Genomic DNA, 25,602 nt, shown 5'->3' with positions numbered 1-25,602 from the left:
CGGTCGCGCCACCGAACCATAAGGCGCGGTGGCGGGAAACGCACTGCCTGTCTTTTAGTTGAGAAGACTTCCCTGCAGTTCGGCGCGCAGATCCGGCGTCAGTACCGTGCCCGCGCGGTCGACCAGCAGGGCCATCTCATAGCCGACCAGGCCGATGTCGCACTCGGGGTGCGCCAGTACGGCCAGCGACGATCCGTCGGAGACGGACATGATGAAGAGGAAACCACGCTCCATCTCCACCACGGTCTGGTTGACGCTACCGCCCTCGAAGATGCGGGACGCGCCGGAGGTCAGCGACGTCAGGCCGGAGGCCACCGCCGCCAACTGATCGGCTCTGTCACGAGGGAAGCCCTCGGACATGGCGAGGAGGAGACCGTCCGCGGAGACCACGACCGTGTGGGACACCCCAGGGGTGTTGTCCACGAAGTTGGTGATCAACCAGTTCAGATTCTGCGCCGCCTGGCTCATCGGGCTCACACTAACGCTCCTGATCGTAGGTGCTGCCGGGGCCGAAGCCCTGTTGGTCATTCTGGGGGACTCCGGAGGAGTCCGTGCCGACGTTGCGTCCCTGCTGGACGCCGCGGCGCAGGTTACTCAGCCTGCCGCGGACGTCCTCCGGGGCGCGGGAGACCTGGGGGCCGCCCTGTGGGGTCTGCTCCGCTGCACCTTCGACCAGGTTGGCCTTGGGCACCCGCCGGGGGAGGCCGGAAGAGGTGACTCCGCCCGCCTTCGGCTCGCGCAGCTGCTCCGCCCGCTCCCAGCGCTCGTCGTTGGAGCTGCGCCAGTCCGAGCCGTCCTGGCCGGTCTCCGGCGCGCTCCGCTGCTCGTGCACCTGGGGTGCCTGCTGGTCGCGGCCTCCGCGGCGCGGAAGGCCGGCGTCCGTCAGCGATGGGGCGTCGCTCGGTGTGGGGCCCGGACGCTCGAATGGTACGCGCTCAGCGGCGCCGGCGGGAGCGGCAGTTGCATTCCGGTCAGATTCCGCTTCGGTTCCGAAGTAGCCCCCGAATGCGGGGCGTTCGGCCCATTCGTCCGGCTGTGCCGGCTCGTGGGAGACGTAGGGCTGCTGGCCCGTGGTCTGCGCGAAGCCCGTCTCGCCGAATGCCTGGTTGCCGTGGGACCGGTCGTCGTAGAGCGGTTGATCGGCTTCCGCATATGCCTGGGCGGGGTAGTCCTGGTACGCGCCGCCGGACGACACCTCGTCACGGAAGAGCGGACGCTCGTCCTGCTGGTACTCGGGAGCCTGCTCACCGGAGGCCTGGGCCTCCAGGGCGGCCCGGCGCTCCTCGCGGAGCATCGAGCGGCCCATCATGTCCAGCTCGCCGCCGTCCGCACGGCCGTAGCGGCTGTCGTCGAAGCCCAGCTCGGCGGCGGTGCGCTGCTGGCTCTCGTACGCCGCGTGCTCGTGCTCGGGCACGATCCGGGACACCGTGAAGTCGTCCTCGAACTGCTCCTCGCCGCCACCACCGTGGGTGATCGCCTCGGGCAGCATGACCAGCGACGTGGTGCCCGCCTGCTCGCCGGAGGGGCGCAGCTGCACCCGGATCCCGTGCCGGTCGGCCAGCCGGCCGACCACGAACAGGCCCATGCGCTGGGAGATCGCGGCATCCACGCTCGGCGGGTTCGCCAGCTTGTGGTTGATGTCCGCGAAGTCCTCGGGGGTGAGCCCGATGCCCTTGTCGTGGATCTCGATCATCACCCGGCCGTCGGGCAGCCGGGTCGCGGCCACCCGCACCTTGGTCTGCGGGGAGGAGAACGTGGTGGCGTTCTCCAGCAGCTCGGACAGCAGGTGCACGAGGTCGGTCACGGCGGTGCCGTGGATCTCGCTCTCGGGGACGCCGGTGAGGTCTATTCGCTCGTAGGACTCGACCTCACTGATCGCCGCCCGCAGGACGTCGACCAGCGGCACCGGCTGGTTCCAGCGGCGGCCGGGCTCCTCGCCCGCGAGGATGAGGAGGTTCTCGCCGTTGCGCCGCATACGTGTGGCGAGGTGGTCGAGCCGGAAGAGGCTTTCGAGCTGGTCCGGGTCCGCCTCGTTGTTCTCCAGGTCGGTGATCAGCTCCAACTGGCGCTCGATCAGACCCTGGTTACGGCTGGAGAGGTTGGTGAAGATCGCGTTGACGTTGCCCCGCAGCAGAGCCTGCTCGGCGGCGAGCCGGACGGCCTCGCGGTGCACCTGGTCGAAGGCGCGGGCGACCTCGCCGATCTCGTCGGTGGTGGAGATCGGGATGGGCTGCACCCGGGTGTCGACCCGGCCCGGGTCCGTCCGCGAGAGCTGGTCGACCAGCATCGGCAGCCGCTGCTCGGCGATGCCGAAGGCCGCGGTGCGCAGCTCGCGCATGTTGCGGCTCATCCGGCGGGCCATCAGACCGGCCACGACGAACGCGATGATCAGCGCGGCCAGCACGATGCCGGAGTCGACGAAGGTGGACTGCCGGGCGTCCTCGGCGATCTGCGCCGCCTCGTTCACCGCCTTGTCCGACAGGTCCTTCTCGATGGACCGGTACATGTCGAACTTGCCGGTCGAGGCCGCGAAGTAGGTGTCGGAGGTGATGCCGCGCACGCTGAGCGACTCCGGCGCCGTGCCGGTGGCGATCTGGGTGCCCATCTGGTCGATCGACGGCGGGGCGCGGAACGGCCGGCCGGCGGCCTGAGCCTGCTCCTTCGCCCGCGCGATCTTCTGCTGCGCGGCCTGCTTGAGCCCCGCGGCGTCCTTCTTGAGGCGCTCGACGTCCTCGGGCGTACCGCCGGAGGTGTACTCGCCGATGGCGATGCCCTCCAGATAGCGGTACGACGCGAAGGCCGTCAACTGAAGCTTGTGCTCCTTGCCGCCCTGCGGGGACGCCGGGTCGACCAGGAGGTGGGTGCCGATGGACCGCTGGAGCGACACGGCGGCCTTGGCCAGCGCGACGGCGTAGACGGTACGGCCGTAGGAGGTGATGTTGCCGGTGCCCAGGCCGAGTTCGTTGGCGAACTCCATCAGCGGGTGCTGGACCTCGACATAGCCCTCTTCGGTCTGCACACCGCGCAGCTTGGAGGTGTAGGCGGCCTGGCGCAGCTGCTGGAGCTTGGGCTCGGACTTCTCGAACGCGGCGAGGCGGCGCTTGAGGCCCGGCTTGTCCGGCATGGCCTTGGCGGCCTGGTGGAACTTGTCGGCGGCGGCGTCGGTGGCGTCACGCGCCCCCAGCACGGCCGGGTCGTCCTTCTTGCCCTTCAGCAGCGGCGCCGCGGTGCGGTCCCGCTCGTCGAGCAGGGCGTTGCTGTAGGTGAGCGACGCACGGACCAGCTTCGCGGTGTTCTCCGCGTCCTGGGCTTCCTGCCAGGTGGCGAACGAACTGTCCACCCGCAGCCCGCCGAAGATCAGGGCGAGGATTACGGGGATCAACAGAATGGCGTTCAGGCGGGTCGCCACGCGCCAGTTGCGCGGGGAGTACTTTCCGCCACTGACCGGAGGCTTCGCGACCGTATTTTCGGGCGCGTCGGAAGCCGGTAGGCCACCTCTGGGTGGCGGGGTGAAGTTGCCCCGCCGCGGTTCCTGCGGCTCGGGGCTCGCCTTGCTTCGCCTCACTCGACCAACAACCTCTCGGCGCCGGCACTGTCTTGCTGTGCCGTTTCTTCTGGGCGTTCCTACTCCGGAGTTCAGCGAATTTCAGCACGTCAGGGCGGTGCGTTCCAAACACTGGGTAAAGGCGGAGGAGGCGCGAAAGGGCCTGAGATAAAAGGGGCGTTAAGGGCGAGCCGCGCCAAAATGCAGGAGAATTGTGAGCGCAGCGAAGCCGGGTGTGCGCACGGGGTGTCGAAACCCAGCTGATTCACTGTCGAAACGTTATGAAGCAAATTTGTGGGCGTGTCGAAGGACACAGATCCACTCACGGATGCCGGAAACCGGTCCGGGGCAGGGGGCGCAGCCCCGCCGGTGACAACTGCTGACAACTGCCCTGCGGCCCGCACCGGATGCGGTGCGGGCCGGTGCGCGGGCTACTGCAGCCGCGCCATCAGCGCATGCTCCACGAGCGTGATGAGCGCGCTCTTGGCCTCGTTGCGGTGCCGGGCGTCGGTGGTGATGATCGGGGTTCCCGGGCCGATCTGCAGCGCCTCACGGACCTCTTCGGGCGCGTAGGGCTGGTAGCCCTCGAAGCCGTTGAGGGCGACGACGAACGGCAGTCCGCTGTTCTCGAAGTAGTCGACGGCCGGGAAGCAGTCGGCGAGACGGCGGGTGTCGACCAGCACCACCGCGCCGATGGCGCCACGGACCAGGTCGTCCCACATGAACCAGAAGCGGTCCTGACCCGGCGTACCGAAGAGGTACAGGATCAGGTCCTGGTCCAGGGTGATCCGGCCGAAGTCCATCGCCACGGTCGTCGTGGTCTTGTCCTGGACGTGGCTGAGATCGTCGACGCCCGCCGAGGCGGAGGTCATCACGGCCTCGGTGCGCAGCGGGTTGATCTCCGATACGGCCCCGACGAACGTGGTCTTGCCCACGCCGAAGCCACCCGCCACCACGATCTTGGCGGAGGTCGTGGCGCGGGCCGTGTTCCCGTCCGAACCGCTGTCAGAGCTTGCGAAGTCCACTGAGCACCCTCTCGAGCAAGGTCACGTCCGGCGTGCCACCGGCCTCGCCACTGCCGCCGGGCTGGTGGATCGCCACCATCCCGGCCTCCGCCAGGTCCGCGACCAGGATCCGTGCCACACCCAGCGGGATGTGCAGCAGGGCGGAGACCTCGGCGACCGACTTCACCTCACGGCACAGGTGGCAGATCCGCTGGTGCTCGGGCAGCAGCCCGGGCAGCTGAGAGGGGTCGGCGGTCGTGCTGACCAGCGCCTCGATGGCGAGCTGGTAGCGCGGCCGGGTCCGGCCTCCGGTCATGGCGTAAGGGCGCACCAGCGGCTGGTCACCTTCGCTCCCGTACGGCGCTTGGCTATAGGCGCCGTACGGGCCGGAAGTGGCAGGTGGCGGGGTCATGGGTCCTCCGGGCGGGACAACTGACTGTCGTCGGGTTGGGCCGGTGGGGGGTGCGGCACATGGGTTGGGTTGTGTGCTGACCTGTGCGGCGCTGCGGGCGCCACGTCAGTGCAGCAGGCTGCCCTGCAGTTCGGCGCGGAGATCGGGCGTCAGCACCGTGCCCGCGCGGTCGACCAGCAGGGCCATTTCGTAGCCGACCAGGCCGATGTCGCACTCGGGGTGCGCCAGTACGGCCAGCGACGATCCGTCCGAGACGGACATGATGAAGAGGAACCCCCGCTCCATCTCCACTACGGTCTGGTTGACCGTTCCCCCTTCGAAGATGCGGGAGGCGCCGGAGGTCAGCGAGGTGAGGCCGGAGGCCACCGCCGCCAACTGATCGGCACGGTCGCGAGGGAAGCCCTCGGACATCGCGAGGAGCAGCCCGTCCGCGGAGACCACCACTGTGTGCGACACCCCGGGGGTGTTGTCCACGAAGTTGGTGATCAACCAGTTCAGGTTCTGCGCCGCCTGGCTCATCGGACTCAACTAACGCTCCTGCTGGTGAGTGGGATCGACAATGCCGTGGGTGCCGGTGGACGACGTCCCGGCCTGCCGGCCTTGCTGAATACCCCGACGGAGATTGGTCAGCCGCCCGCGCACATCACTGGGCGCACGCGAGACCTGGGGACCGCTCTGGGTGGACTGCTGCTGTTGCGCGGTGCCCGCGACGAGGTTCGCGCGCGGGACCCGGCGGGGCAGTCCGGAGGTGGTGATACCGCCCGCGGCGGGCTGGCGGATCTGCTCCGCCTGCCGCCACGTCTCGTCGTTCGGCGAGCTGCGCCACTGCGAGGTGGCTTCGGCCGGCGCGGCACTGCGCGCACCGTTGACCGGTGCGTCGTGACGCGCACCGTTGAGCGGCGCCTCGTTACGTGCCTCGCCGCGCGCCGCGCCGTCCTGCGCGGCCCCGCGGCGCGGCAGCCGCGGTGCCTCGGGCTCGGCGTCGCCCTGGGGCGGTACACCGGCAGCGGCGGCCGCCGGGTGGTTGAACCAGTCGGACTCGATGGTGTCGAAGATCGGCGTACGGCCGTCACCGGGACCGGCGTCCGCGTCGCCGAGCACATCGGCGGACGGCGCACCGCTGTCCTGCGGCTGCTGCACCGGGAACTGCCCCGTGCCCTGCGACTCGTCGGCGTACCCGCCGCGCTCGGCGTCCGGCCGCTGGTACTGGCCGGTGTCGAACTGCCCGGTGTCGTACTGGCCGGTGTCGCTGTCGGGCCGCTGGTACTGGCCGGTGTCGCCGTCGGGCCGCTGGTACTGGCCCGTGTCGCTGTCCGGGCGCCGGTACTGGCCCGTCTCGTACTGACCGGTCTCGTACTGACCCGTGTCGCCGTCCGGCAGGGCGAACTGCCCGGTGTCGGCGGGGCCATTGCCCGCGCCCTGGCCGGCCGGACGCGCGCCCTGCGGGCGCTGTCCGCCCCGGGAGCCGTCCGCGGCGGGCGGCGGACCGTTGAAGTCGGGACGGGCGAACGCCGCGGTGTCACCGGGGCCGCCGCCGGGCGCGGGCCGCTCGAAGCTGCCGGTGCTCTCCGGATCCTCGTGGCCACGCGGCCGGTCCTGCGTCTCGCGGGGCGCCAGCGGCCAGTCGTCGGAGCCGCCGCGCTCACGGCGCGCACCCCAGCTCGTAGCGCCGGACTGCTGGGCACCCTGGCCGCCCTGACCGCCGGCGGGCGGGCCGCCCGGCAGTTCGGCCGCGGCACCGCGCGCCGGCAGCTGCGGACGCTCCTCGCGGCGCGGGGCGCCGGTCGGCGGGGCCACGGTGGGCGCCGGACCGCTGTCCGCGCCGCGGGTGGGCAGCGAGGGACGCGAGCCGGAGGGGCGGCCGGCGGCCGGGCGGGCGTCGCCGCCCTGCGCCGGGGCGCCGGGGGAGCCCGCACCGGGCGGATGGGCGCCGGGAGGGGCCGTACGGCCGGACGGCGCCGAGGCACCGAAGGCGTTCGGCGCACCGCCGCCGGGGCCACCGCGACCGGGCAGCGCGGGGCGCCCGCCGGCCGAGGGGCCCGAGCCGACCTGACCGCGCGGCTGCAGCCCCGCGAGCCGGCTGGACTGCCCGCCGCCGAGGTCACCGGAGGCGCTCTTGGCGTTGCTGGGGGCCGGCTTCTTGCCGCCCTGGGCGAGGTCGACCGGCAGCATGACCAGCGCGGTGGTGCCACCGGAGTCGGAGGGCCGCAGCTGGATACGGATGCCGTGCCGCAGCGACAGCCGGCCGACCACGAACAGACCCATGCGCCGGGACACCGAGACGTCCACGGTCGGCGGGCTGGCGAGCCGCTCGTTGATGGACGACAGGTCCTCGGGCGACAGGCCGATACCGGTGTCGTGGATCTCGACCAGCACCCGGCCGTCGGGCAGGGCGTGGCCGGTGACCTTGACCTTGGTCTGCGGCGAGGAGAACGAGGTGGCGTTCTCCAGCAGCTCGGCGAGGAGGTGCACGAGGTCGTTGACGACCCGGCCCGCGACCTCGGTCTGCGGTACGGCGTTGAGCTCGATCCGCTCGTACTGCTCCACCTCGGAGGCGGCGGCACGGAGCACGTCGACCAGCGGCACCGGCCGCGTCCACCGGCGCCCCGGCTCCTCACCGGCGAGGACGAGGAGGTTCTCACCGTTACGGCGCATGCGGGTGGCGAGGTGGTCGAGCTTGAAGAGGGAGGACAGCTGGTCCGGGTCGGCCTCGCGGGACTCGAGTTCGGAGATCAGCGAGAGCTGACGCTGGATCAGACCCTGGGAACGGCGCGAGAGGTTGGTGAACATCGCGTTGACGTTGCCCCGCAGCAGCGCCTGCTCGGAGGCGAGGCGGACCGCCTCGCGGTGCACGTCGTCGAAGGCCGCGGCCACCCGGCCGATCTCGTCCCGGCTGTGCACACCGACGGACTCGACGGAGGTGTCCACGTCCTGCGGGTCGGACTCGGACAGCTGCTTGACCAGCTCGGGCAGCCGGTCCTGGGCGACCTTCTGCGCGGTGTCCTGCAGCCGGCGCAGCGAGCGGACCATGGACCGCGCCACGACGAACGCGCCGACCAGCGAGACACCGAGGACGAGCAGGATCAGCGCACCGCTGAGGATTGCTTCCTGTGTGGCCTCGTTGCGCAGCTCGCGGGACTTCTGCTCCATCTCCGAGAGCAGCGTGGTCTCGATCCGCGACATCTCGTCGATCTTGACGGTGTCGGAGTCGTACCAGTCGAGGTAGCGGTAGTCCTGGCTGCGGATGCCGGAACCGCTGGCGAAGGCGCGGTGCGCGAAGGCGACCGCGGCCTTGATCTCGTCGTTGTTGCCGTCCAGACCGCGGGTGAGCGCGCCGGCGCTGTTCTCGCCGTCGCTGGTGTAGATCTGCGAGAAGCGGTCGCGGAACGCCTTCTCGTTGTCCTCGGCGTTACGGCCGGCCAGCCGGTCGTTGGAGGACAGCTCCGGGCCGCCCTCGTGGGCGAGGCCGGCACTGACCAGGGCACGCTGGATCGACGCGAACTCCTTGGCCGACGAGAACGCCGCCAGCGCACGGGTACTGCGGATCATCTCCGGGTTGCTGGTCGCCTGCGCCATGTCCTGGGACAGGTCCAGCAGCGATTTGATCAGCTGGTTGTAGCTGGTGACGGTCCGCGCCGCGTTGCCCTCGTCCTTGTAGGCGCTGTTGCGGATCTCGCTGAGGGTGTTGAGCTGGCGGGTGATCTCCAGGACGGTCGCCCGGACACCGGTCATCGTGGCGTCCTGGCCCCGGATGTCATCGGTGCGCTCGTTGAACGACAGCCGGGCGCGGTCGGTCGCCTCCCGGGGCGCGACGACGTTGGCGTCGTCCTTGGCGTTCCCGCTGCCGGCCAGCGGACCGGCCGACTTGTCCCGCTCCACCTGCAACGCGTCGGCGAGCTCGGTCGCCTGCCGGGTCATGTCGGTGAGCAGCTGCATCTTGTCGAGCTGGTCGATGTTCTCCAGCGACGTGCCGATGCGCATGCCACCCAGCGTGGTCGCGGCGACCACGGGCAGCGCGAGCAGGGAGACCAGACGGGTGCTGATGCGCCAGTTGCGCAGCGCTATTCGCGAACCCGGGCCACTGGGGCCCTTCGACGCCTTGGGCTTACCGCTGTCCGCGGCGTCATTGCCCGGCGCCTGGCCGCCCCCGTCGACGGGCAGCGTGCTGCCCCCGGCGGAACCGTTGCCCTGGGCGCGCTGGGGCGAGGAGGCGCGGTCGGTTCCGCCGCGCAGCTCCGGGTCCGCCGCAGCGCTGCCATCCCTCTTGAAACGTCCCTGCACTAGCGTCGCAACCTCTGGACCAGGCGTCCCACCTCGGCGGGACGGTGTCGAGTCGTATGGGGGACCGCTAAGTCCCCCCATGGCGGTCGTGAATGACCGGCGGGCTGATCTCTCCGGTGGAAGAGAACGGCACCACCGCGCGGCGCTTCGTTGCGCCCTGCGCGCCGGCTGAAACGTGCGGCGGTCCGTGGAATTCCAGCACAGTGCAGGATCTCCAACAAGAGCGGAGCCCCGCACTGTGACTTGGGTGACGCAATGTACGGGCCGCGTCACGACTTGTAGAAGGTTCGCCCGTCGATAACGGACTTTTATCCGCGAGTCGTCCGCCCCTCCGGGCTGTCCCAGGTGCGGTGATCGGGAGCGGAACGTGCACTTCAATCCGTCATTGTCCGATTCGCCCAGGGTTGTTGATCATGGGAAATGCGGCATTTGTCACACACTTCGTGAGCAAACTCACAGGAAGATCATTGAGTCCCCCCGCACCTCGCAGGGAATAGCGCGCTTAGCCTGACGCTTTACACAGTTGCCAAGAATGACAAGGCAGCTTTCCGCAAGCCCTTTCCCGACTTCGATGACGCGAGGCATGCAGCAGTGAAGACGACGACGATGTTCCGCAACATAGCCAACCCGCGGCGCACCACCCTGGCTCACCTCACCGACGCCGAGGAGCTCGGCACGGAGGCGCCGGAGCACACCGTCGAGCTGCCGGCCCAGACCGCCAACCCCCGCCGTACGGTCCTGATGGAGGCTCCCCAGCAGGACGTCCTGGCGTAATCAAGGACGGACCGGCAGCAGCCCCGCGATAGCCTGGAGTGTCAACTCCGGCCAGTGATCAATGAGGGGCAACGGCAACCCGTGCGCATCGCCAGATTCTCCATCGACGGCAACGTCGGCTTCGGCGTCGTCGAGGGCGACGAACTCGACGTCATCAAGGGGCATCCCTTTGCAGAATTCGAGCGCTCGGGCCAGAAGGTCCCCCTCGACAAGGTCCGGCTGCTGCCGCCGGTCCTGCCCAACAAGGTCGTCGCGATCGGCCGCAACTACGCCGAACACGCCGCCGAGCTGGGCAACGCCGTCCCGGACGTCCCGGTCACCTTCTTCAAGCCGTCCACCTCGGTGATCGGCCCCGGCGACCCCATCGCGTACCCCTCCTTCTCCCAGGAGGTGCACCACGAGGCGGAGCTCGCCGTCGTCATCGGCCGGATGTGCCGTGAGGTGCCCCGCGAGCGTGCCAAGGACGTGATCCTCGGCTACACCTGCGCCAACGACGTCACCGCCCGCGATGTGCAGCAGCGCGAGAAGCAGTGGGCGCGGGCCAAGGGCTTCGACAGCTCCTGCCCGCTCGGCCCCTGGGTCGAGACCGGGCTGGACCCCGCCGACATCGCCGCGGGCCTCGCCGTCCAGTGCACGGTCAACGGTGAACAGCGTCAGCTCGGCCGCACCAGCGACATGGTCCGCCCGGTCGAGGACCTGATCGTCCACATCACCGAGGCGATGACCCTGCTCCCCGGCGACGTCATCCTCACGGGCACCCCGGCCGGGGTCGGCCCCCTCAACGTCGGCGACGAGGTCGCCGTCACCATCGAAGGCATCGGCACTCTCACCAACAAGGTGATCAAGCGTGGCTAACGCGACCCCCGTCCGCGTCCGTTTCTGTCCCTCCCCGACCGGTAACCCCCACGTCGGCCTGATCCGTACCGCCCTGTTCAACTGGGCCTACGCACGGCACAACAAGGGCACCCTGGTCTTCCGGATCGAGGACACCGACGCGGCCCGCGACTCCGAAGAGTCCTACCAGCAGCTGCTGGAGTCCTTCCACTGGCTGGGCTTCGACTGGGACGAGGGCCCCGAGGTGGGCGGCCCGCACGCGCCGTACCGCCAGTCCCAGCGCATGGACCTCTACAAGGACATCGCCGACAAGCTCCTCGCCGCCGGCCACGCCTACCACTGCTACTGCACCACCGAAGAGCTCGACGAGCGCCGCGACGCCGCCCGCAAGGCCGGCAAGCCCTCCGGCTACGACGGCACCTGCCGTGAGCTGACCGCGGAGCAGAAGGCCGCGTACGAGGCCGAGGGCCGCGCCGCCATCGTCCGCTTCCGGATGCCCGACGCGCCGATCACCTTCACCGACCTGGTGCGCGGCGAGCTGACCTTCACCCCGGAGAACGTCCCGGACTACGGCATCGTGCGCGCCAACGGCGCCCCGCTGTACACCCTGGTCAACCCGGTCGACGACGCCCTGATGGGGATCACCCACGTCCTGCGCGGCGAGGACCTGCTCTCCTCCACCCCCCGCCAGATCGCCCTCTACAAGGCCCTGATCGAGCTGGGCGTGGCCAAGGAGATCCCGGCCTTCGGCCACCTCCCCTACGTCATGGGCGAGGGCAACAAGAAGCTCTCCAAGCGCGACCCGCAGGCCAACCTCAACCTCTACCGCGAGCGCGGCTTCCTCCCCGAGGGCCTGCTCAACTACCTTGCGCTGCTCGGCTGGTCCTTCTCCGCCGACCAGGACCTCTTCTCGGTGCAGGAGCTGATCGAGAAGTTCGACATCGCGGACGTCAACGCCAACCCGGCCCGCTTCGACCTGAAGAAGGCCGAGGCGATCAACGCCGACCACGTCCGGCGCCTGGACCTGGAGTCCTTCATCACGGCCTGCGAGCCCTGGCTGAAGGCCCCGCACGCCAACTGGGCCCCCGAGGCCTTCGACGAGGCCGCCTGGCGCGCCATCGCCCCGCACGCCCAGACCCGCCTCACCGTCCTCTCCGACATCACCGCCAATGTCGACTTCCTCTTCCTCAAGGAGCCGGTCGAGGACGAGGCGTCCTGGACGAAGGCGATGAAGGGCGACCCGGTGGGCCTGCTCACCACCGCCCGCGCCAAGCTCGGGACCGCCGACTGGACCTCCGGCCCCGAGCCCCTCAAGGAGGCCGTCCTGGCCGCCGGCGAGGAGCACGGCCTCAAGCTCGGCAAGGCGCAGGCCCCCGTCCGGGTGGCCGTCACCGGCCGCACGGTCGGCCTGCCCCTCTTCGAGTCCCTGGAGATCCTGGGCAAGGAGCGCACCCTCCAGCGCATCGACGCGGCCCTGGCCAAGCTGGCCGGCTGACCTCGTACGCACCCCTACGGGCCCGGAAGCCGCACGGCTTCCGGGCTCGTGGCATATCCGGGTCAGCCCTTAGATTGCTGCCATGCCCCTGCGCGCCGTCCTGTGGGACCTCGACGACACCCTCTTCGACTACACCGGCTCGGACCGGGCCGGGGTGCTGCGGCACCTGCGGACCGAAGGGATCCTCGACGCGTACGGCGGTGAGGAGGTGGCGCTGGAGCGCTGGCGGGCGGCCATGGAGACCGAGTTCGCCCGCTTCCTCGCCGGTGAGGTGGGCTTTCTCGACCACCGCACGGGCCGGGCCCGGACGTTTCTGGGGACGCCGCTCTCCGACACCGAGGCGGACGCCTGGTTCGGCCGGTATATCGCGCACTACGAAGCTTCCTGGGTGCTCTTCCCGGACTCCGCGCCCGCACTGGCGGCCCTGGCCCCGCTGGTACGGCAGGCGGTGCTGTCCAACGCCGCCACCGCCAACCAGGAGCGCAAGCTGGCAGCCCTGGGGATCCGTACGCACTTCGAGGCGGTGTTCTGCGCCGATGAGCTGGGGCACGCCAAGCCGGCCGAGGAGGCGTTCAAGGGGGCCTGTAAGGCGCTCGGCCTAACCCCCGACGAGGTCCTCCACATCGGCGACAAGCTCGACATCGACGCCCTCGGCGCGCGGGACGCCGGGCTGACGGCCGTATGGCTGGACCGTGCGGGCACCGGGGAGGAGCCGCCCGCGGGGGTGCGTCGGATCGCGAGCCTGGCGGAGCTCCCCGAGCTGTTGCACGGGGTTATCGGTTTTGGTGCGCCGTCCACGATCAGGTAATGTTCTTCCTGCGCCGCCCGAGAGGGCCGAAAGGTCCGGCCGGGAAGCGTAAGTCAAAATGAAACCCCCTGCGGGGGGTTGCGCTTTGATGGCCTATGGTGTAATTGGCAGCACGACTGATTCTGGTTCAGTTAGTCTAGGTTCGAGTCCTGGTAGGCCAGCTCGCAGAGCTTATCTGCAAAGCCCCCGTTGTGTAGCGGCCTAGCACGCCGCCCTCTCAAGGCGGTAGCGCCGGTTCGAATCCGGTCGGGGGTACAGATCCTTCCCAGGGGGACAGTCCGGGTCGCACCCACTGTCACTCATGCAGGATCGCTAGGGCCCCCGTTGTGTAGCGGCCTAGCACGCCGCCCTCTCAAGGCGGTAGCGCCGGTTCGAATCCGGTCGGGGGTACTGGTCTAAACCACCATGGGCTATGGTGTAATTGGCAGCACGAGTGATTCTGGTTCATTTAGTCTAGGTTCGAGTCCTGGTAGCCCAGCGCGGTGTGTCCTCAGGACACGTCCAACTGCAGGAAAACTTGCCCCCGTTGTGTAGCGGCCTAGCACGCCGCCCTCTCAAGGCGGTAGCGCCGGTTCGAATCCGGTCGGGGGTACAGAATGAGAAGGCCCCCCGCATCTTGCGGGGGGCCTTCTTGCGTCAACTGCCGCTTCCGAAGCGCCGGTTGGACTCCTCGGCCTCCGCCAGCCGGCGCAGGCTGAGCAGCACCGGCTCGTAGAGCACGGTCAGGGCGACCGCCGCCTCCACCTGCTCCGCCGGGGTTCCGAACTCCTCGACCAGATCCAGGTCGACGACCGCGAGCTGTGCCGCCTGGCGGGCGTAGGGCAGCAGATGCGGAAGGTCGCAGGCGTAGTCGAGGCGGTGCAGTGCGGCGATGGCGGTGACGAGCATGCCGAAGGCGGGGGAGCTGTCGGCGATCTCCAGGTTGAAGTGCCAGTCGAGCTGCCTCAGCAGCTCCGTGGCGGTGCGCCGGGCGACCGCGGTCGAGGGGGCGCTCTCGTCGGGCTCCGGGCCGTGGGGGAGTGCCTCCACGGCGATCCCGAGGCGGGAGAGCTGGTCCCGGGAGTCGTCCTCGACGGCGGCCAGGACGTCCCGTGCGGTGCTCACGGGGATCCGGCCGACCTGGATCAGGGCCCGGACCAGTCGCAGCCGCCGGAGATGCTCCTCGTCGTACTCGGCTTGGGTGGCGGTGACCCGGCGGCCCGGCGGGAGCAGCCGTTCGCGCAGGTAGTACTTGATCGTGGCGGTGGACACCCCGCTGCGCTCACTCAGCTCCGCCAGTCGCATACCCCTTGCACCTTCCATTGGAGAGTGTCACTATCTAATCATGGATAGCGACGCTATCCAATGTCGGAAGGGGGCTGCCATGAGTGGCAAGCCGATGCAGGGACGGATGACGGCGGACGGTGGCCGGGAGGTGGTGGTCTTCCTCATCGGGATGCGCTTCAACAACTGGCGCGCGGTGCGCAGTTGGCTGCCGGTGTTCCTCGCCATGCCGCGCATGATCAAGGAGCTGGCCCGGGATCCGGACAGTGGGATGATCGGCTACCGGCTGCTTCCCGGACTGCCGAGGAACTTCGCCGTCCTGCAGTACTGGGACTCGAAGGAGAAGCTCTTCGCCTACGCCGCGGATCAGAGCGGCGAGCACCGGCCGGCCTGGGCGGCGTTCAACCGGCGGGCGCGGGAGGGGCGGAACAAGGTCGGCTTCTGGCACGAGACCTATGTGGTCCCGGCGGGCTCGTACGAGAGCATCTACGTCAATATGCCGTCGTTCGGGCTGGGGGAGGCCCTGGGGGCGGTGCCGGTCGGCCGCCGCGGGGAGCGGGCCGCGGACCGAATGGCGGCCTGAGCGCCTGGGGCGGCCCCGTGCGGACTGTCCGCACGGGGCCGCCCTTTTTTCGGTGTCGTGACCGCAGTCGATAACGGCCCCTGCCCCGGCTCGCCCCGTCGCGGGGTGCTCAGCCGGTGCGTGGCCCTTTTTTCGGCGTCGTGACCGCAGTCGACAACGGCCCCTGCCCCGGCTGGCCCCCGTCGCGGGGCGCTCAGCCGGTGCGCCGCAGGCCCTCGGAGAGGCGGGCTGCAGCGTCGATGACCGCCTGGGCGTGCATCCGGCCCGGGTGGCGGGTCAGCCGCTCGATCGGGCCGGAGACCGATACGGCGGCCACCACGCGGTTCGAGGGGCCGCGGACGGGGGCGGAGACCGAGGCCACGCCCGGCTCCCGCTCGCCGATCGACTGGGCCCAGCCGCGGCGCCGTACGCCGGACAGTGCGGTGGCCGTGAAGCGGGCGCCCTGCAGACCGCGGTGCAGCCGCTCGGGCTCCTCCCAGGCCATCAGGATCTGGGCGGCCGAGCCCGCCTTCATGGGGAGCGTGGAGCCGACCGGGACGGTGTCCCGCAATCCGGACAGCCGCTCCGCCGCTGCCACACAGATCCGCATATCGCCCTGCCGGCGATAGAGCTGGGCGCTCTCGCCCGTCACATCGCGGAGGTGGGTGAGTACCGGACCCGCCGTGGCCAGCAGGCGGTCCTCGCCGGCCGCCGCGGCCAGCTCGGACAGCCGCGGGCCCAGGATGAACCGGCCCTGCATGTCCCTCGCCACCATCCGGTGGTGTTCCAGAGCCACGGCCAGCCGGTGGGCCGTGGGTCGTGCAAGCCCTGTCGCCGCGACCAGCCCGGCGAGGGTGGCCGGACCGGACTCCAGGGCACTCAAAACCAGAGCTGCCTTGTCGAGAACGCCGACGCCGCTAGAGTTGTCCATGCAACGATACTCGCGTCTCACAGTGTGAAACGCAAGTTCAATTTTCCAGGGAAGTCGTCAATCTGTAGGTGTGGCCCTGGACCAGGGCCCGGCGTAAGGCCCGGCAAGGGGATTTCTACGGGCATCGCGCACGGACGAGAAAGGCCGGCACTGAGGCCGGCCGGAGGGAAAGCGATGGGACGGACACTCGCGGAGAAGGTCTGGGACGACCATGTCGTCCGGCGCGCGGAAGGCGAGCCCGACCTTCTCTTCATCGATCTCCACCTCCTGCACGAGGTCACCAGCCCGCAGGCGTTCGACGGCCTCCGCAAGGCCGGCCGCCAGGTGCGCCGTACGGACCTGACCATCGCCACCGAGGATCACAACACCCCGACCCTCGACATCGACAAGCCGATCGCCGACCCGGTCTCGCGCACCCAGCTGGAGACGCTGCGCAAGAACTGTGCGGAGTTCGGGGTCCGGCTGCACCCGCTGGGCGATGTCGAGCAGGGCGTTGTCCACGTTGTGGGACCGCAGTTGGGACTGACCCAGCCCGGCACCACCGTGGTCTGCGGTGACAGCCACACCTCCACCCACGGTGCCTTCGGCGCGCTGGCGTTCGGCATCGGCACGAGCCAGGTGGAGCATGTACTGGCCACCCAGACGCTGCCGCTGGCCCCGTTCAAGACCATGGCGATCACCGTCGACGGTGAGCTGCCCGAGGGCGTCACCGCCAAGGACCTGATCCTGGCGATCATCGCCAGGATCGGCACCGGCGGCGGCCAGGGCTATGTCCTGGAATACCGCGGCTCGGCCATCGAGAAGCTGTCGATGGAAGCCCGGATGACCATCTGCAACATGTCGATCGAGGCGGGCGCGCGGGCCGGCATGATCGCCCCCGACGCGACCACCTTCGACTACCTGGAGGGCCGTGACCACGCGCCCCGGGGCGAGGACTGGGACGCCGCGGTCGCGTACTGGAAGACCCTGCGCACCGACGACGACGCGGTCTTCGACGCCGAGGTGCACATCGACGCTTCCGCGCTGGCCCCGTTCGTCACCTGGGGCACCAACCCCGGCCAGGGCGCGCCGCTTTCGGCGAACGTCCCCGACCCGGCTTCGTACGAGGACGCCTCGGAGCGGTACGCCGCCGAAAAGGCCCTGGAATACATGGGGTTGACGGCGGGTCAGCCGCTGCGCGAGATCAACGTGGACACGGTCTTCGTAGGTTCGTGCACCAACGGCCGTATCGAGGACCTGCGCTCCGCGGCCGAGATCCTGGAAGGCCGCAAGGTCGCCGACGGCGTACGGATGCTGATCGTCCCCGGATCGGTGCGGGTCTCCCTGGAGGCCGTCGCCGAGGGTCTGGACAAGGTCTTCACCGCGGCGGGCGCCGAATGGCGGCACGCGGGCTGCTCGATGTGTCTGGGCATGAACCCCGACCAGCTGGCTCCCGGTGAGCGCTCCGCGTCCACCTCGAACCGCAACTTCGAGGGCCGGCAGGGCAAGGGCGGCCGTACGCACCTGGTCTCGCCGCAGGTCGCCGCCGCAACGGCGGTTCTCGGCCATCTGGCCTCACCGGCCGATCTGTCCGACGTCGCCGTCGCCACGCCCGCGGGAGTCTGAACCATGGAAGCTTTCACCACCCACACCGGCCGGGCCGTCCCGCTGCGCCGCAGCAACGTCGACACCGACCAGATCATCCCGGCTCACTGGCTCAAGAAGGTCACCCGCGACGGCTTCGAGGACGGGCTGTTCGAGGCCTGGCGCAAGGACCCGCAGTTCGTCCTCAACCAGGAGCGTTACAAGGGCGCCACGGTGCTGGTCGCCGGCCCCGACTTCGGCACCGGATCCTCACGTGAGCACGCCGTCTGGGCGCTGCAGAACTTCGGGTTCAAGGCCGTCATCTCCTCGCGGTTCGCGGACATCTTCCGGGGCAACTCCCTCAAGAACGGGCTGCTGACGGTGGTCCTGCCGCAGGAGACCGTCGACCGGCTGCAGACGCTGCTGGAGGCCGACCCGACCGCCGAGGTGACGGTCGACCTGGTCGGCCGGCAGGTCCGTGCCGAGGGCGTCACCGCCGACTTCGAGCTGGACGAGAACGCGCGTTGGCGCCTGCTGGAGGGGCTGGACGACATCAGCCTCACCCTTCGGGAGGAGTCGTCCATCGTGGAGTACGAGGCGAACCGGCCGCCGTTCAAGCCGCGTACCATCGAGGTCTGACCTCGGGTTTTATGGCTCAAAGCCATATTGCGTACGATGCGCCCCCTGTGCAGTTGGCAGGGGGCGCATCGCCGTGTTGAGGCGGCTGTTGAGGCCCCGTGAAGCGACAACTCGCCGCAGATGGCACAATTAGCGCATGGAACGCGACGACCAACTCAAGCTCTACGGTCTCGTCGCCGACCGGCTCAAGGACGCACATACAAGAGTGCGGACACTGCAAGTCCCGGAGGGCGTACGGATGGCGCTGGCCCGGAAGCTGCTCGTCATCACGGCCGCGGCTAAACACGATCTTGCGGACGCGGCAAGGCGTCTGGAGTGGTTCATGGATGACCTCGACGAAGGTCGTTATCCCGAAGATGTGCACGCCGACGGAAGTCCGTGAAGGTCGAGTTCGTTGCGGCACAAGGGTGATTAGCCCGTTTCGTGTTTGATTTGCGGTATATATCTGCCTAACGTGCGAAAAAGCTTGGAAACTTTCGTTCCAGCAATGTCTCCGAAGGGGAAGACGTGAACAAGGCGCAGCTCGTAGAAGCCATTGCCGACAAGCTCGGCGGCCGTCAGAACGCCGCGGACGCCGTGGACGCTGTACTGGACGCAATCGTCCGTTCAGTTGTCTCCGGCGACCGCGTTTCGGTCACCGGATTCGGTTCGTTCGAGAAGGTCGACCGTCCGGCCCGCTATGCCCGCAACCCGCAGACGGGTGAGCGCGTGCGGGTCAAGAAGACCTCGGTGCCGCGCTTCCGTGCCGGTCAGGGCTTCAAGGACCTGGTGAGCGGCTCGAAGAAGCTCCCCAAGGGCGGCGAGGTCTCCGTGAAGAAGGCCCCGAAGGGCAGCCTCACCGGCGGCGCCGCCATCAAGAAGGCAGCCGCGAAGAAGGCCACCGCCAAGAAGGCCGCCGCCAAGAAGACGACGGCGAAGAAGGCCGCGGCGAAGAAGACCACCGCGGCGAAGAAGGCCACCGCCAAGAAGACGACGGCGAAGAAGGCTCCCGCGAAGGCCGCCGCCAAGAAGGCGACCACGGCCAAGAAGACCACCGCGAAGAAGGCGACGGCGAAGAAGACCGCGCCCGCGAAGAAGACGACGGCGAAGAAGGCCCCCGCGAAGAAGGCCACCGCACGCAAGACCACCGCCAAGAAGACCACCGCCCGCAAGCGGTAATTCAGCGACCGCGACGCCACGCGTGGGGCCGGTCTCCCTTCGGGGAGCCCGGCCCGCGGTGCGTTCGGCCGCCGTCCGGCGAGCAGGTCCCGGACCCCTTCGGTCGCCGTACGGGCGGCCGAAGGGGCCCGGGACCTCCTCGTCTAGGCTCTCTCCCATGCAGGCCACCGCGTATACGTACGACTCCGAGACCCGCTCCGGCAGTGTGCTGCTGGACGACGGAACCCCGCTGCCCTTCGACGCGGCGGCCTTCGACGCCGGCGGTCTGCTGCTGCTGCGGCCCGGTCAGCGGGTCCGTATCGACATCACCGGCGAAGGCGACGCCCGCCGGATCGTCCTGATCACGCTCCAGACGCTCTGACCTGCGGAGGCGACAGCCGCTCCGACCCCTCCGGCGCGGCTGTCCCCGGGGCGGGACGCGGTGCCTGGAGCGCCGTGTGCGGGCCCACGCCCAGTGCCAGGGCGGCCAGCAGATCCTCGCCGGTGTCCACGTCCCGGCGTACCGAGGGCACCTCCGGCCCGGTGATCTCCCGCGCTCCGGATGCCAGGTGACGGGCCCGCGACGCACCTCCGAATGCCGGTTCCAATTCCACTCCGGAAGTCGCGGTCAGAAGTGTTGTCCCGATATCCGCCGCATCCGCGAGAAATGCACGGGGAAATAGCGAAGCGGAATGGAGCACCAGTTCCAGTTCGGCGGGGCGCAGTGCCGGGAGGTCGGCGTTCAGTGCGGCGACCGCCGCGCCCGGGCGACGCGCCCGGACCACGCTCGCTCCGTGGGCCAGCGCCGCGTTGAGACCGCGGGCCGGTGTGTCGGGCACGATCCGCGCGCCCAGCGCCGCCAGACGCTCCCCGGCCAGCTGGTCATCCGTGACAACCGCCACATCCCGGACGTCGTCGCAGGCCAGCGCCGCTGTCACGGTGTCCAGGGCGAAGGCGAGGGCCAGCCGTGGCCGGAACTCCTCCCCCGCGGCCCGGGAGAGCCTGCTCTTGGCCCGCACCAGTGGTTTCAGCGGCACCACCAGGCTCCATCCCACATCCGCTCCGTCTCGTCGCATCGCCGCCATTCTCACCTGCTGCCGCCGCTCTCCGGGAGCGTCGGGGTTACGGTGTCCTCGACAGAGCGGGTACCTGGGGCGACACTTGTGCGGCTGCCGGCCCGCAGCAGCTTCGCAGGTCCCCACAAGGAGGGTGTCCCAGTGTCCCGCCGCAGAATCGGCTTCTGGTACCGCTTGGCCGCGGTCATCTGCAAACCGCCGCTCTTGGTTCTGTTCAAGCGGGACTGGCGGGGAATGGACCACATTCCGGCCGACGGCGGATTTATCACCGCGGTCAACCACAACTCGTATCTCGATCCGCTCTCGTATGCGCACTATCAGTACAACACCGGGCGGGTCCCCCGATTCCTCGCCAAGGCCGGACTCTTCCGGAGCGGCTTTGTCGGCCTGATGATGCGCGGCACCGGACAGATCCCCGTCTACCGGGAAACCACCGACGCCGCCAACGCGTTCCGCGCCGCCGTCACCGCCATCGACGAGGGCGAATGCGTGGCCTTCTACCCCGAGGGCACCCTCACCCGCGACCCCGAGCTGTGGCCCATGCAGGGCAAGACGGGTGCCGCGCGGGTGGCGCTGCTGACGAAGGCGCCGGTCATTCCCGTCGCGCAGTGGGGCGCCAACGACGCGATGCCGCCGTACGCCAAGGAGAAGAAGCTCCGCCTCTTCCCACGCAAGACGCTGCGGGTGCAGGCGGGACCGCCGGTCGACCTGAGCGCCTTCTACGACCGGGAGCCGACCGCCGAGGTGCTGCGGGCCGCCACCGACGTCATCATGGCCGCGATCACCGAGCAGCTGGCCGTCGTCCGCGGCGAGCCCGCGCCGGCCGAACCGTACGACTGGCGCAAGGCGATCGCCCGGGAGCGCCGCGCCGCCCGGGAAGCCGCCAAGGCCACCCAGGGCGCCGGAGCGGACAGGACCCCCGCCGAACCGGCCGCCGCCACCGAACCGGCCGTCGGCCCGCAGCAGGCCCGAAGCACCCAGCAGGCACAGGAGGATGAAAGCAAGTGACGCGCTGCGCCGTCTACGGCACGGGGTCCTGGGGTACCGCCTTCGCGATGGTGCTCGCCGACGCGGGATGCGAGGTGACCCTGTGGGGGCGCCGCGAGGCCCTGGTCGACGCCATCAACAACGGCCGTACGAACCCCGACTATCTGCCGGGGGTCGAGCTCCCCGCGGCCGTACGGGCCACCACCGACCCGGCGGAAGCGGCCCGCGGCGCGGAGTTCGCCGTGCTGGCCGTCCCCGCCCAGACGCTGCGCGGCAATCTCGCCGAATGGGCGCCCCTGATGCCCGCCGACACCGTCCTGGTCTCCCTGATGAAGGGCGTCGAACTGGGCACGGCCAAGCGCATGAGCGAGGTCATCGAGGAGGTCGCCAAGGTGCCGGCGGAGCGGGTCGCGGTGCTGACCGGCCCCAACCTCGCCAAGGAGGTCGCCGCCCGGCAGCCCGCCACCGCGGTCGTGGCCTGCGCCGACGAGGCGGTCGCCCGGCGCTTCCAGGCCGCCTGCCACACGTCGTACTTCCGCCCGTACACCAACACCGACGTGGTGGGCTGTGAACTGGGCGGCGCGGTCAAGAACGTCATCGCGCTCGCCGTCGGCATCGCCACCGGTATGGGCCTGGGCGACAACGCCAAGGCGTCCCTGATCACCCGCGGTCTCGCCGAGACCACCCGGCTCGGCCTCGCCATGGGGGCCGACGCGCACACCTTCGCCGGCCTGGCGGGCATGGGCGACCTCGTCGCCACCTGCTCCTCGCCGCTGTCGCGCAACAACACCTTCGGCACCAACCTCGGCCGGGGAATGACGCTCCAGGAGACCATCGCGGTCACCAAGCAGACCGCCGAGGGCGTCAAGTCCTGCGAATCCGTGCTGGATCTGGCCCGCAGGCACGGTGTCGACATGCCGCTCACCGAGACGGTCGTGGAGATCGTCCACGAGGGCAAGCCGCCGATGGTCGCCCTCAAGGACCTGATGTCACGCAGCGCCAAGTCCGAGCGGCACTGAAATCGGCGCCGAATGCCCCGGTCCGGCGCCGTTCGCCGGGGCCCCGTGGCACACGGCACCCCGGCGCGACGCCACCAACGGCCGCCGCAGCACTGACTCCGCGCCGGTCAGCAGGTACCCTCAACCCGATATGAGCAGCGAGACCTCCTCCCACAAGCCCCGCGTCGCCGTCGTGTTCGGCGGCCGCAGCTCCGAGCACGCCATCTCCGTGCTCACGGCCGGCGCCGTGCTGCGTGCCATCGACCGCGAGAAGTACGACGTGCTGCCCATCGGCATCACCACGGACGGCCGCTGGGCGCTGACCGCCGACGACCCCGAGCGGATGGCCATCGCGGACCGGCAGCTGCCCAGCGTGGCCGAGCTCGCCGAGTCCACCGAGGGCGGCGTGGTGCTCCCCGTCGACCCGACCAACCGCGAGGTCGTCTACAGCGAGCCGGGCTCGGTGCCCAAGGCGCTCGGCGAGGTCGACGTCGTCTTCCCCGTCCTGCACGGCCCCTACGGGGAGGACGGCACCCTGCAGGGCCTGCTGGAGCTCTCCGGGGTGCCCTACGTCGGCTCGGGCGTGCTCGCCTCCGCCGTCGGCCAGGACAAGGACTACATGAAGCGGGTGTTCACCTCCTTCGGGCTGCCGGTCGGCCCGTACGAGGTCATCCGCCCGCGGGAGTGGGAGAAGGACCCTGCCGCCGCCCGTAAGAAGATCGTGGACTTCGCCGGGGAGCACGGCTGGCCGCTCTTCGTGAAGCCCGCGCGGGCCGGCTCGTCCATGGGCATCACCAAGGTCGACGACCTCGGCGGCCTGGACGAGGCGATCGAGGAGGCCCGGGCGCACGACCCCAAGATCCTTGTGGAGTCGCTGCTGAGCGGCCGCGAGATCGAGTGCGGGGTGCTGGAGTTCGAGGACGGCCCGCGGGCCAGCGTGCCGGCCGAGATCCCGCCGGTCACCGCGCACGACTTCTACGACTTCGAGGCCAAGTACATCGACTCGGCCGACGGGATCGTGCCCGCGCCGCTGACCGCCGAGCAGACCGCGCAGGTCCAGGAGCTGGCGGTCGCGGCCTTCGAGGCGGCGTCCTGCGAGGGCCTGGTGCGCGCGGACTTCTTCCTGCAGGACAACGGCGAGTTCGTGATCAACGAGATCAACACGCTGCCCGGATTCACGCCCATCTCGATGTACCCGCGGATGTGGCAGGAGAGCGGGGTGAGCTACCCGGAGCTGATCGACCGGCTGCTCCAGGCCGCGCTGCACCGCTCCACGGGGCTGCGCTGAGCCGCGCAGACCGTGTGCCGGTCCTGCCCTGATCCGGCTGATCCTTGAGGGCGGGCCCCAGGGGGTGTCTCCCCCCTAGACCCCTACGGGAACGGTCTTCTTCACGGCGCCCGCGAGGTCGGTGAGCGCATCGACCTCGGGGGCGTACTTCCCGGGCACGGTCACCTCGACATAGGCCTTGCGCAGCACGGTCGTGAAGCGGTAACCGTCGTCCTGCTTCTCGAAGAGCCATCGGACCCCGTTGACTTCCGCCGCGTCCGCGTAGGGGTTGTAATGTTCACTCCCGTGCGTCAGGACGTCGGGCTTCGGTACCCCGCAGCGCAGTTTCACGGCAGGATCCCCCCACATGGCAGTGAAGTCGGAGACCGGCTCGGCGGTGGCCCGCTTCAGCCCGTCCACGGTGTGCGGCAACTCCTGGTGGAGCGCCTTGCAATACCGCGCGGCCGCACCCTCGGGGGAGGGGACGGCCACGTCTTCGGAAGGCGAACAGCTCACCGCGGCGAACAGCACGGTGAGCGCGGGCAGGGCCAGGTGCCGACGGCGCGCAGAGATCACCCGGCCGAGGATACGGGGGAGCTAGAGATGCACGACCGGGCAGGTAAGGGTGCGGGTGATGCCTTCCACTTGCTGGACTCTCGCGACCACCATGCGGCCCAGCTCATCGACGGTTTCGGCCTGTGCGCGCACGATGACGTCATAGGGCCCGGTCACGTCCTCGGCCTGCAGCACGCCGTGGATCTTGGAGATCACCTCAGCTACCGCCGAGGCCTTGCCGACCTCGGTCTGGATCAGGATGTAGGCCTGTACCACGGAACCTCCAGGGCGGCTACGAGGATCATGTGGGAAGAAGGGACGCCACGGTACCGCGTCACCGTGCGGAGCGGGGAGACCCGCGCGGTGAACTCGGCAAGTGCGGCACAGTCGTCAGCCACGTACGGACCGTCCGTACACATGGGAAGGGCAACAGCATGAAGGGCACCGTGGGCGAGCTGGGGGAGTTCGGGCTGATCAGGGAGCTCACCTCCCGGCTCACCTCCACTCCGGCCGTACGGATCGGGCCGGGTGACGACGCCGCGGTGGTCACCGCGCCGGACCGGAGGGTCGTCGCCAGCACCGACATCCTCCTGGAAGGCCGGCACTTCAGGCGCGACTGGTCCACCGCCTACGACGTCGGACGCAAGGCCGCCGCGCAGAACCTCGCCGACATCGCGGCGATGGGCGCCGTGCCCACCGCGATCCTGCTCGGCCTGGTCGTCCCCGCGGAACTCCCCGCGACCTGGCCCACCGAGCTGATGGACGGGCTGCGCGACGAATGCCAGGTGGCGGGCGCCGCGGTCGTCGGCGGGGACGTCGTACGCGGCGACACCATCACCATCGCCATCACCGCGCTCGGCGATCTGCGCAACCAGGAGCCGGTCACCCGGGCCGGTGCCCAGCCCGGCGACGTGGTCGCGGTGACCGGCTGGCTCGGCTGGTCCGCCGCCGGGCACGCCGTCCTCTCCCGCGGCTTCCGCTCGCCGCGCGCCTTCGTGGAGGCCCACCGCCGGCCCGAGCCGCCGTACCACGCGGGCCCGGCGGCGGCCGGCCTCGGCGCCACCGCCATGACGGACGTCAGCGACGGGCTGGTCGCCGACCTCGGGCACATCGCCGAGGCCAGCAAGGTCCGGATCGATCTGCGGTCCGCGGGCATCGACATCCCCACGCAGATGTCCGACATCGGAACCGCCGTCGGCGTGGACCCGATGCAGTGGGTGCTCAACGGCGGTGAGGACCATGCGATCGTGGCCACCTTCCCGCCCGATGTGAAGCTGCCCGCCCGCTGGAAGGTCATCGGAGAGGTGCTCCACCCCTCCGCGCTGCCCCAGGTGACGGTGGACGGCGCCCCCTGGGTGAAGGCCGGCTGGGACCACTTCGGCGACAACGGGGACACCGAATAGTCCCTTAAGGGATACGGGCCGCCCGGGACGGGCGCCCGCAGGACCGAGGGGTGCCGCCGGTAGATTCGG

The 25,602-nt window shown here is 69.9% G+C and carries 25 protein-coding genes and 5 tRNA genes; 19 read left to right on the top strand and 11 right to left on the bottom strand.

The window, feature by feature from the left end; translation table 11 throughout:
• Positions 1–54 precede the first annotated feature (54 nt).
• The 6 genes from SLV14N_RS11425 to SLV14N_RS11400 form a co-directional block, all read right to left on the bottom strand.
• The gene (locus SLV14N_RS11425) at positions 55–468 is read right to left on the bottom strand and encodes a roadblock/LC7 domain-containing protein (protein ID WP_018087204.1); all 414 of its coding nucleotides are present in this window, start codon (positions 466–468) and stop codon (positions 55–57) included.
• Positions 469–478: 10 nt separating this feature from the next.
• A complete protein-coding gene (locus SLV14N_RS11420; RefSeq protein WP_263269234.1) occupies positions 479–3,565 on the bottom strand; it encodes a nitrate- and nitrite sensing domain-containing protein in 3,087 nt (1,028 codons plus the stop codon).
• A gap of 410 nt (positions 3,566–3,975) precedes the next feature.
• Positions 3,976–4,569, bottom strand: coding sequence for an ATP/GTP-binding protein (locus tag SLV14N_RS11415; protein ID WP_127153184.1), 594 nt, complete (start codon positions 4,567–4,569; stop codon positions 3,976–3,978).
• Positions 4,550–4,960: a DUF742 domain-containing protein gene (locus tag SLV14N_RS11410; RefSeq protein WP_030087818.1), complete on the bottom strand. Its 411-nt coding sequence runs from the start codon at positions 4,958–4,960 to the stop codon at positions 4,550–4,552. Before SLV14N_RS11410 ends, SLV14N_RS11415 begins: the two co-directional genes overlap by 20 nt.
• 105 nt (positions 4,961–5,065) lie before the next feature.
• A complete protein-coding gene (locus SLV14N_RS11405; RefSeq protein ID WP_018087200.1) occupies positions 5,066–5,479 on the bottom strand; it encodes a roadblock/LC7 domain-containing protein in 414 nt (137 codons plus the stop codon).
• Positions 5,480–5,488: 9 nt separating this feature from the next.
• The gene (locus SLV14N_RS11400; RefSeq protein ID WP_263269230.1) at positions 5,489–9,241 is read right to left on the bottom strand and encodes a nitrate- and nitrite sensing domain-containing protein; all 3,753 of its coding nucleotides are present in this window, start codon (positions 9,239–9,241) and stop codon (positions 5,489–5,491) included.
• Positions 9,242–9,832: 591 nt separating this feature from the next.
• Here SLV14N_RS11400 and SLV14N_RS11395 point away from each other — a divergent pair.
• From SLV14N_RS11395 to SLV14N_RS11355, 9 genes are all read left to right on the top strand, one after another.
• A complete protein-coding gene (locus SLV14N_RS11395; RefSeq protein ID WP_208680828.1) occupies positions 9,833–10,015 on the top strand; it encodes a hypothetical protein in 183 nt (60 codons plus the stop codon).
• 81 nt (positions 10,016–10,096) lie between these two features.
• The gene (locus SLV14N_RS11390) at positions 10,097–10,870 is read left to right on the top strand and encodes a fumarylacetoacetate hydrolase family protein (protein ID WP_208680827.1); all 774 of its coding nucleotides are present in this window, start codon (positions 10,097–10,099) and stop codon (positions 10,868–10,870) included.
• Positions 10,863–12,344: a glutamate--tRNA ligase gene (gene gltX, locus SLV14N_RS11385; protein ID WP_263269228.1), complete on the top strand. Its 1,482-nt coding sequence runs from the start codon at positions 10,863–10,865 to the stop codon at positions 12,342–12,344. Before SLV14N_RS11390 ends, gltX begins: the two co-directional genes overlap by 8 nt.
• 82 nt (positions 12,345–12,426) lie before the next feature.
• The gene (locus SLV14N_RS11380; RefSeq protein WP_263269227.1) at positions 12,427–13,152 is read left to right on the top strand and encodes an HAD family hydrolase; all 726 of its coding nucleotides are present in this window, start codon (positions 12,427–12,429) and stop codon (positions 13,150–13,152) included.
• Positions 13,153–13,241: 89 nt separating this feature from the next.
• A tRNA-Gln gene (locus tag SLV14N_RS11375) sits at positions 13,242–13,313 on the top strand.
• Between the two features lie 21 nt (positions 13,314–13,334).
• Positions 13,335–13,407 (top strand) — tRNA-Glu (locus tag SLV14N_RS11370).
• A gap of 62 nt (positions 13,408–13,469) precedes the next feature.
• Positions 13,470–13,542: transfer RNA gene (locus SLV14N_RS11365), tRNA-Glu, on the top strand.
• Positions 13,543–13,558: 16 nt separating this feature from the next.
• Positions 13,559–13,630: transfer RNA gene (locus SLV14N_RS11360), tRNA-Gln, on the top strand.
• A gap of 41 nt (positions 13,631–13,671) precedes the next feature.
• Positions 13,672–13,744: transfer RNA gene (locus SLV14N_RS11355), tRNA-Glu, on the top strand.
• Between the two features lie 44 nt (positions 13,745–13,788).
• On the opposite strand, the gene SLV14N_RS11350 is transcribed toward SLV14N_RS11355, so the two are convergent.
• Positions 13,789–14,436, bottom strand: a complete 648-nt coding sequence (locus SLV14N_RS11350) for a MerR family transcriptional regulator (protein WP_127153191.1) — start codon at positions 14,434–14,436, stop codon at positions 13,789–13,791.
• Positions 14,437–14,515: 79 nt separating this feature from the next.
• Here SLV14N_RS11350 and SLV14N_RS11345 point away from each other — a divergent pair, with 79 nt between their 5' ends.
• The gene (locus tag SLV14N_RS11345; RefSeq protein WP_263269224.1) at positions 14,516–14,998 is read left to right on the top strand and encodes a DUF4188 domain-containing protein; all 483 of its coding nucleotides are present in this window, start codon (positions 14,516–14,518) and stop codon (positions 14,996–14,998) included.
• A gap of 193 nt (positions 14,999–15,191) precedes the next feature.
• Here the strand turns inward: SLV14N_RS11345 and ndgR are convergent, their stop codons facing one another.
• Complete coding sequence (gene ndgR, locus SLV14N_RS11340) at positions 15,192–15,908, bottom strand: IclR family transcriptional regulator NdgR (protein ID WP_026169203.1); 717 nt, start codon at positions 15,906–15,908, stop codon at positions 15,192–15,194.
• Between the two features lie 174 nt (positions 15,909–16,082).
• On the opposite strand from ndgR, the gene leuC reads away from it, so the two are divergent.
• The 5 genes from leuC (at position 16,083) to SLV14N_RS11315 (ending at position 19,629) form a co-directional block, all read left to right on the top strand.
• Positions 16,083–17,513, top strand: a complete 1,431-nt coding sequence (gene leuC / locus SLV14N_RS11335) for a 3-isopropylmalate dehydratase large subunit (protein WP_208680823.1) — start codon at positions 16,083–16,085, stop codon at positions 17,511–17,513.
• Positions 17,514–17,516: 3 nt separating this feature from the next.
• On the top strand, positions 17,517–18,110 hold the full coding sequence (gene leuD, locus SLV14N_RS11330; protein ID WP_208680822.1) for a 3-isopropylmalate dehydratase small subunit: 594 nt from the start codon (positions 17,517–17,519) through the stop codon (positions 18,108–18,110).
• Between the two features lie 136 nt (positions 18,111–18,246).
• Positions 18,247–18,492 (top strand): hypothetical protein, encoded by a 246-nt coding sequence (locus SLV14N_RS11325; protein ID WP_208680821.1) that lies wholly within the window; start codon positions 18,247–18,249, stop codon positions 18,490–18,492.
• 125 nt (positions 18,493–18,617) lie between these two features.
• Positions 18,618–19,268 carry an HU family DNA-binding protein gene (locus tag SLV14N_RS11320; RefSeq protein WP_263269223.1) on the top strand — a complete coding sequence of 217 codons (651 nt, stop codon included), beginning with the start codon at positions 18,618–18,620 and terminating at the stop codon, positions 19,266–19,268.
• A gap of 157 nt (positions 19,269–19,425) precedes the next feature.
• Positions 19,426–19,629: a hypothetical protein gene (locus tag SLV14N_RS11315; RefSeq protein ID WP_093647104.1), complete on the top strand. Its 204-nt coding sequence runs from the start codon at positions 19,426–19,428 to the stop codon at positions 19,627–19,629.
• Here SLV14N_RS11315 and cofC read toward each other — a convergent pair.
• Positions 19,610–20,323: a 2-phospho-L-lactate guanylyltransferase gene (cofC, locus tag SLV14N_RS11310; RefSeq protein ID WP_262042045.1), complete on the bottom strand. Its 714-nt coding sequence runs from the start codon at positions 20,321–20,323 to the stop codon at positions 19,610–19,612. The genes SLV14N_RS11315 and cofC overlap by 20 nt on opposite strands.
• A 141-nt stretch (positions 20,324–20,464) precedes the next feature.
• Here cofC and SLV14N_RS11305 point away from each other — a divergent pair, with 141 nt between their 5' ends.
• From SLV14N_RS11305 to SLV14N_RS11295, 3 genes are all read left to right on the top strand, one after another.
• A complete protein-coding gene (locus SLV14N_RS11305) occupies positions 20,465–21,331 on the top strand; it encodes a 1-acyl-sn-glycerol-3-phosphate acyltransferase (protein WP_208680819.1) in 867 nt (288 codons plus the stop codon).
• Positions 21,328–22,329 carry an NAD(P)H-dependent glycerol-3-phosphate dehydrogenase gene (locus SLV14N_RS11300; protein ID WP_208680818.1) on the top strand — a complete coding sequence of 334 codons (1,002 nt, stop codon included), beginning with the start codon at positions 21,328–21,330 and terminating at the stop codon, positions 22,327–22,329. Before SLV14N_RS11305 ends, SLV14N_RS11300 begins: the two co-directional genes overlap by 4 nt.
• Before the next feature lie 130 nt (positions 22,330–22,459).
• Entirely contained in the window at positions 22,460–23,596 is a 1,137-nt protein-coding gene (locus SLV14N_RS11295) for a D-alanine--D-alanine ligase family protein (RefSeq protein WP_208680817.1), read from the top strand.
• A gap of 75 nt (positions 23,597–23,671) precedes the next feature.
• Here SLV14N_RS11295 and SLV14N_RS11290 read toward each other — a convergent pair whose 3' ends face one another.
• Entirely contained in the window at positions 23,672–24,151 is a 480-nt protein-coding gene (locus SLV14N_RS11290) for a DUF3515 domain-containing protein (RefSeq protein ID WP_208680816.1), read from the bottom strand.
• Between the two features lie 21 nt (positions 24,152–24,172).
• Positions 24,173–24,406, bottom strand: coding sequence for an Lrp/AsnC ligand binding domain-containing protein (locus SLV14N_RS11285; RefSeq protein WP_208680815.1), 234 nt, complete (start codon positions 24,404–24,406; stop codon positions 24,173–24,175).
• Positions 24,407–24,564: 158 nt separating this feature from the next.
• Between SLV14N_RS11285 and SLV14N_RS11280 the strand changes: the two genes are divergently transcribed.
• Positions 24,565–25,533, top strand: a complete 969-nt coding sequence (locus SLV14N_RS11280) for a thiamine-phosphate kinase (RefSeq protein WP_208680814.1) — start codon at positions 24,565–24,567, stop codon at positions 25,531–25,533.
• The last annotated feature ends 69 nt before the right edge of the window (positions 25,534–25,602 follow it).

Origin of the sequence: Streptomyces sp. Je 1-4 4N24, assembly GCF_026239515.1 — a bacterium.
In the GTDB taxonomy this organism is placed as follows: domain Bacteria; phylum Actinomycetota; class Actinomycetes; order Streptomycetales; family Streptomycetaceae; genus Streptomyces; species Streptomyces nigrescens.
This window is presented reverse-complemented; position numbering and strand designations above follow the sequence as displayed.

Excerpts from the sequence above, each read along its gene's own strand:
- SLV14N_RS11425 (WP_018087204.1), bottom strand. The coding sequence starts at position 468 with ATGAGCCAGGCGGCGCAGAATCTGAACTGGTTGATCACCAACTTCGTG.
- SLV14N_RS11410 (WP_030087818.1), bottom strand. The coding sequence starts at position 4,960 with ATGACCCCGCCACCTGCCACTTCCGGCCCGTACGGCGCCTATAGCCAA.
- SLV14N_RS11405 (WP_018087200.1), bottom strand. The coding sequence starts at position 5,479 with ATGAGCCAGGCGGCGCAGAACCTGAACTGGTTGATCACCAACTTCGTG.
- SLV14N_RS11380 (WP_263269227.1), top strand. The coding sequence starts at position 12,427 with ATGCCCCTGCGCGCCGTCCTGTGGGACCTCGACGACACCCTCTTCGAC.
- SLV14N_RS11350 (WP_127153191.1), bottom strand. The coding sequence starts at position 14,436 with ATGCGACTGGCGGAGCTGAGTGAGCGCAGCGGGGTGTCCACCGCCACG.
- SLV14N_RS11345 (WP_263269224.1), top strand. The coding sequence starts at position 14,516 with ATGAGTGGCAAGCCGATGCAGGGACGGATGACGGCGGACGGTGGCCGG.
- ndgR (WP_026169203.1), bottom strand. The coding sequence starts at position 15,908 with ATGGACAACTCTAGCGGCGTCGGCGTTCTCGACAAGGCAGCTCTGGTT.
- leuC (WP_208680823.1), top strand. The coding sequence starts at position 16,083 with ATGGGACGGACACTCGCGGAGAAGGTCTGGGACGACCATGTCGTCCGG.
- leuD (WP_208680822.1), top strand. The coding sequence starts at position 17,517 with ATGGAAGCTTTCACCACCCACACCGGCCGGGCCGTCCCGCTGCGCCGC.
- SLV14N_RS11325 (WP_208680821.1), top strand. The coding sequence starts at position 18,247 with ATGGAACGCGACGACCAACTCAAGCTCTACGGTCTCGTCGCCGACCGG.
- SLV14N_RS11315 (WP_093647104.1), top strand. The coding sequence starts at position 19,426 with ATGCAGGCCACCGCGTATACGTACGACTCCGAGACCCGCTCCGGCAGT.
- cofC (WP_262042045.1), bottom strand. The coding sequence starts at position 20,323 with ATGCGACGAGACGGAGCGGATGTGGGATGGAGCCTGGTGGTGCCGCTG.
- SLV14N_RS11295 (WP_208680817.1), top strand. The coding sequence starts at position 22,460 with ATGAGCAGCGAGACCTCCTCCCACAAGCCCCGCGTCGCCGTCGTGTTC.
- SLV14N_RS11280 (WP_208680814.1), top strand. The coding sequence starts at position 24,565 with ATGAAGGGCACCGTGGGCGAGCTGGGGGAGTTCGGGCTGATCAGGGAG.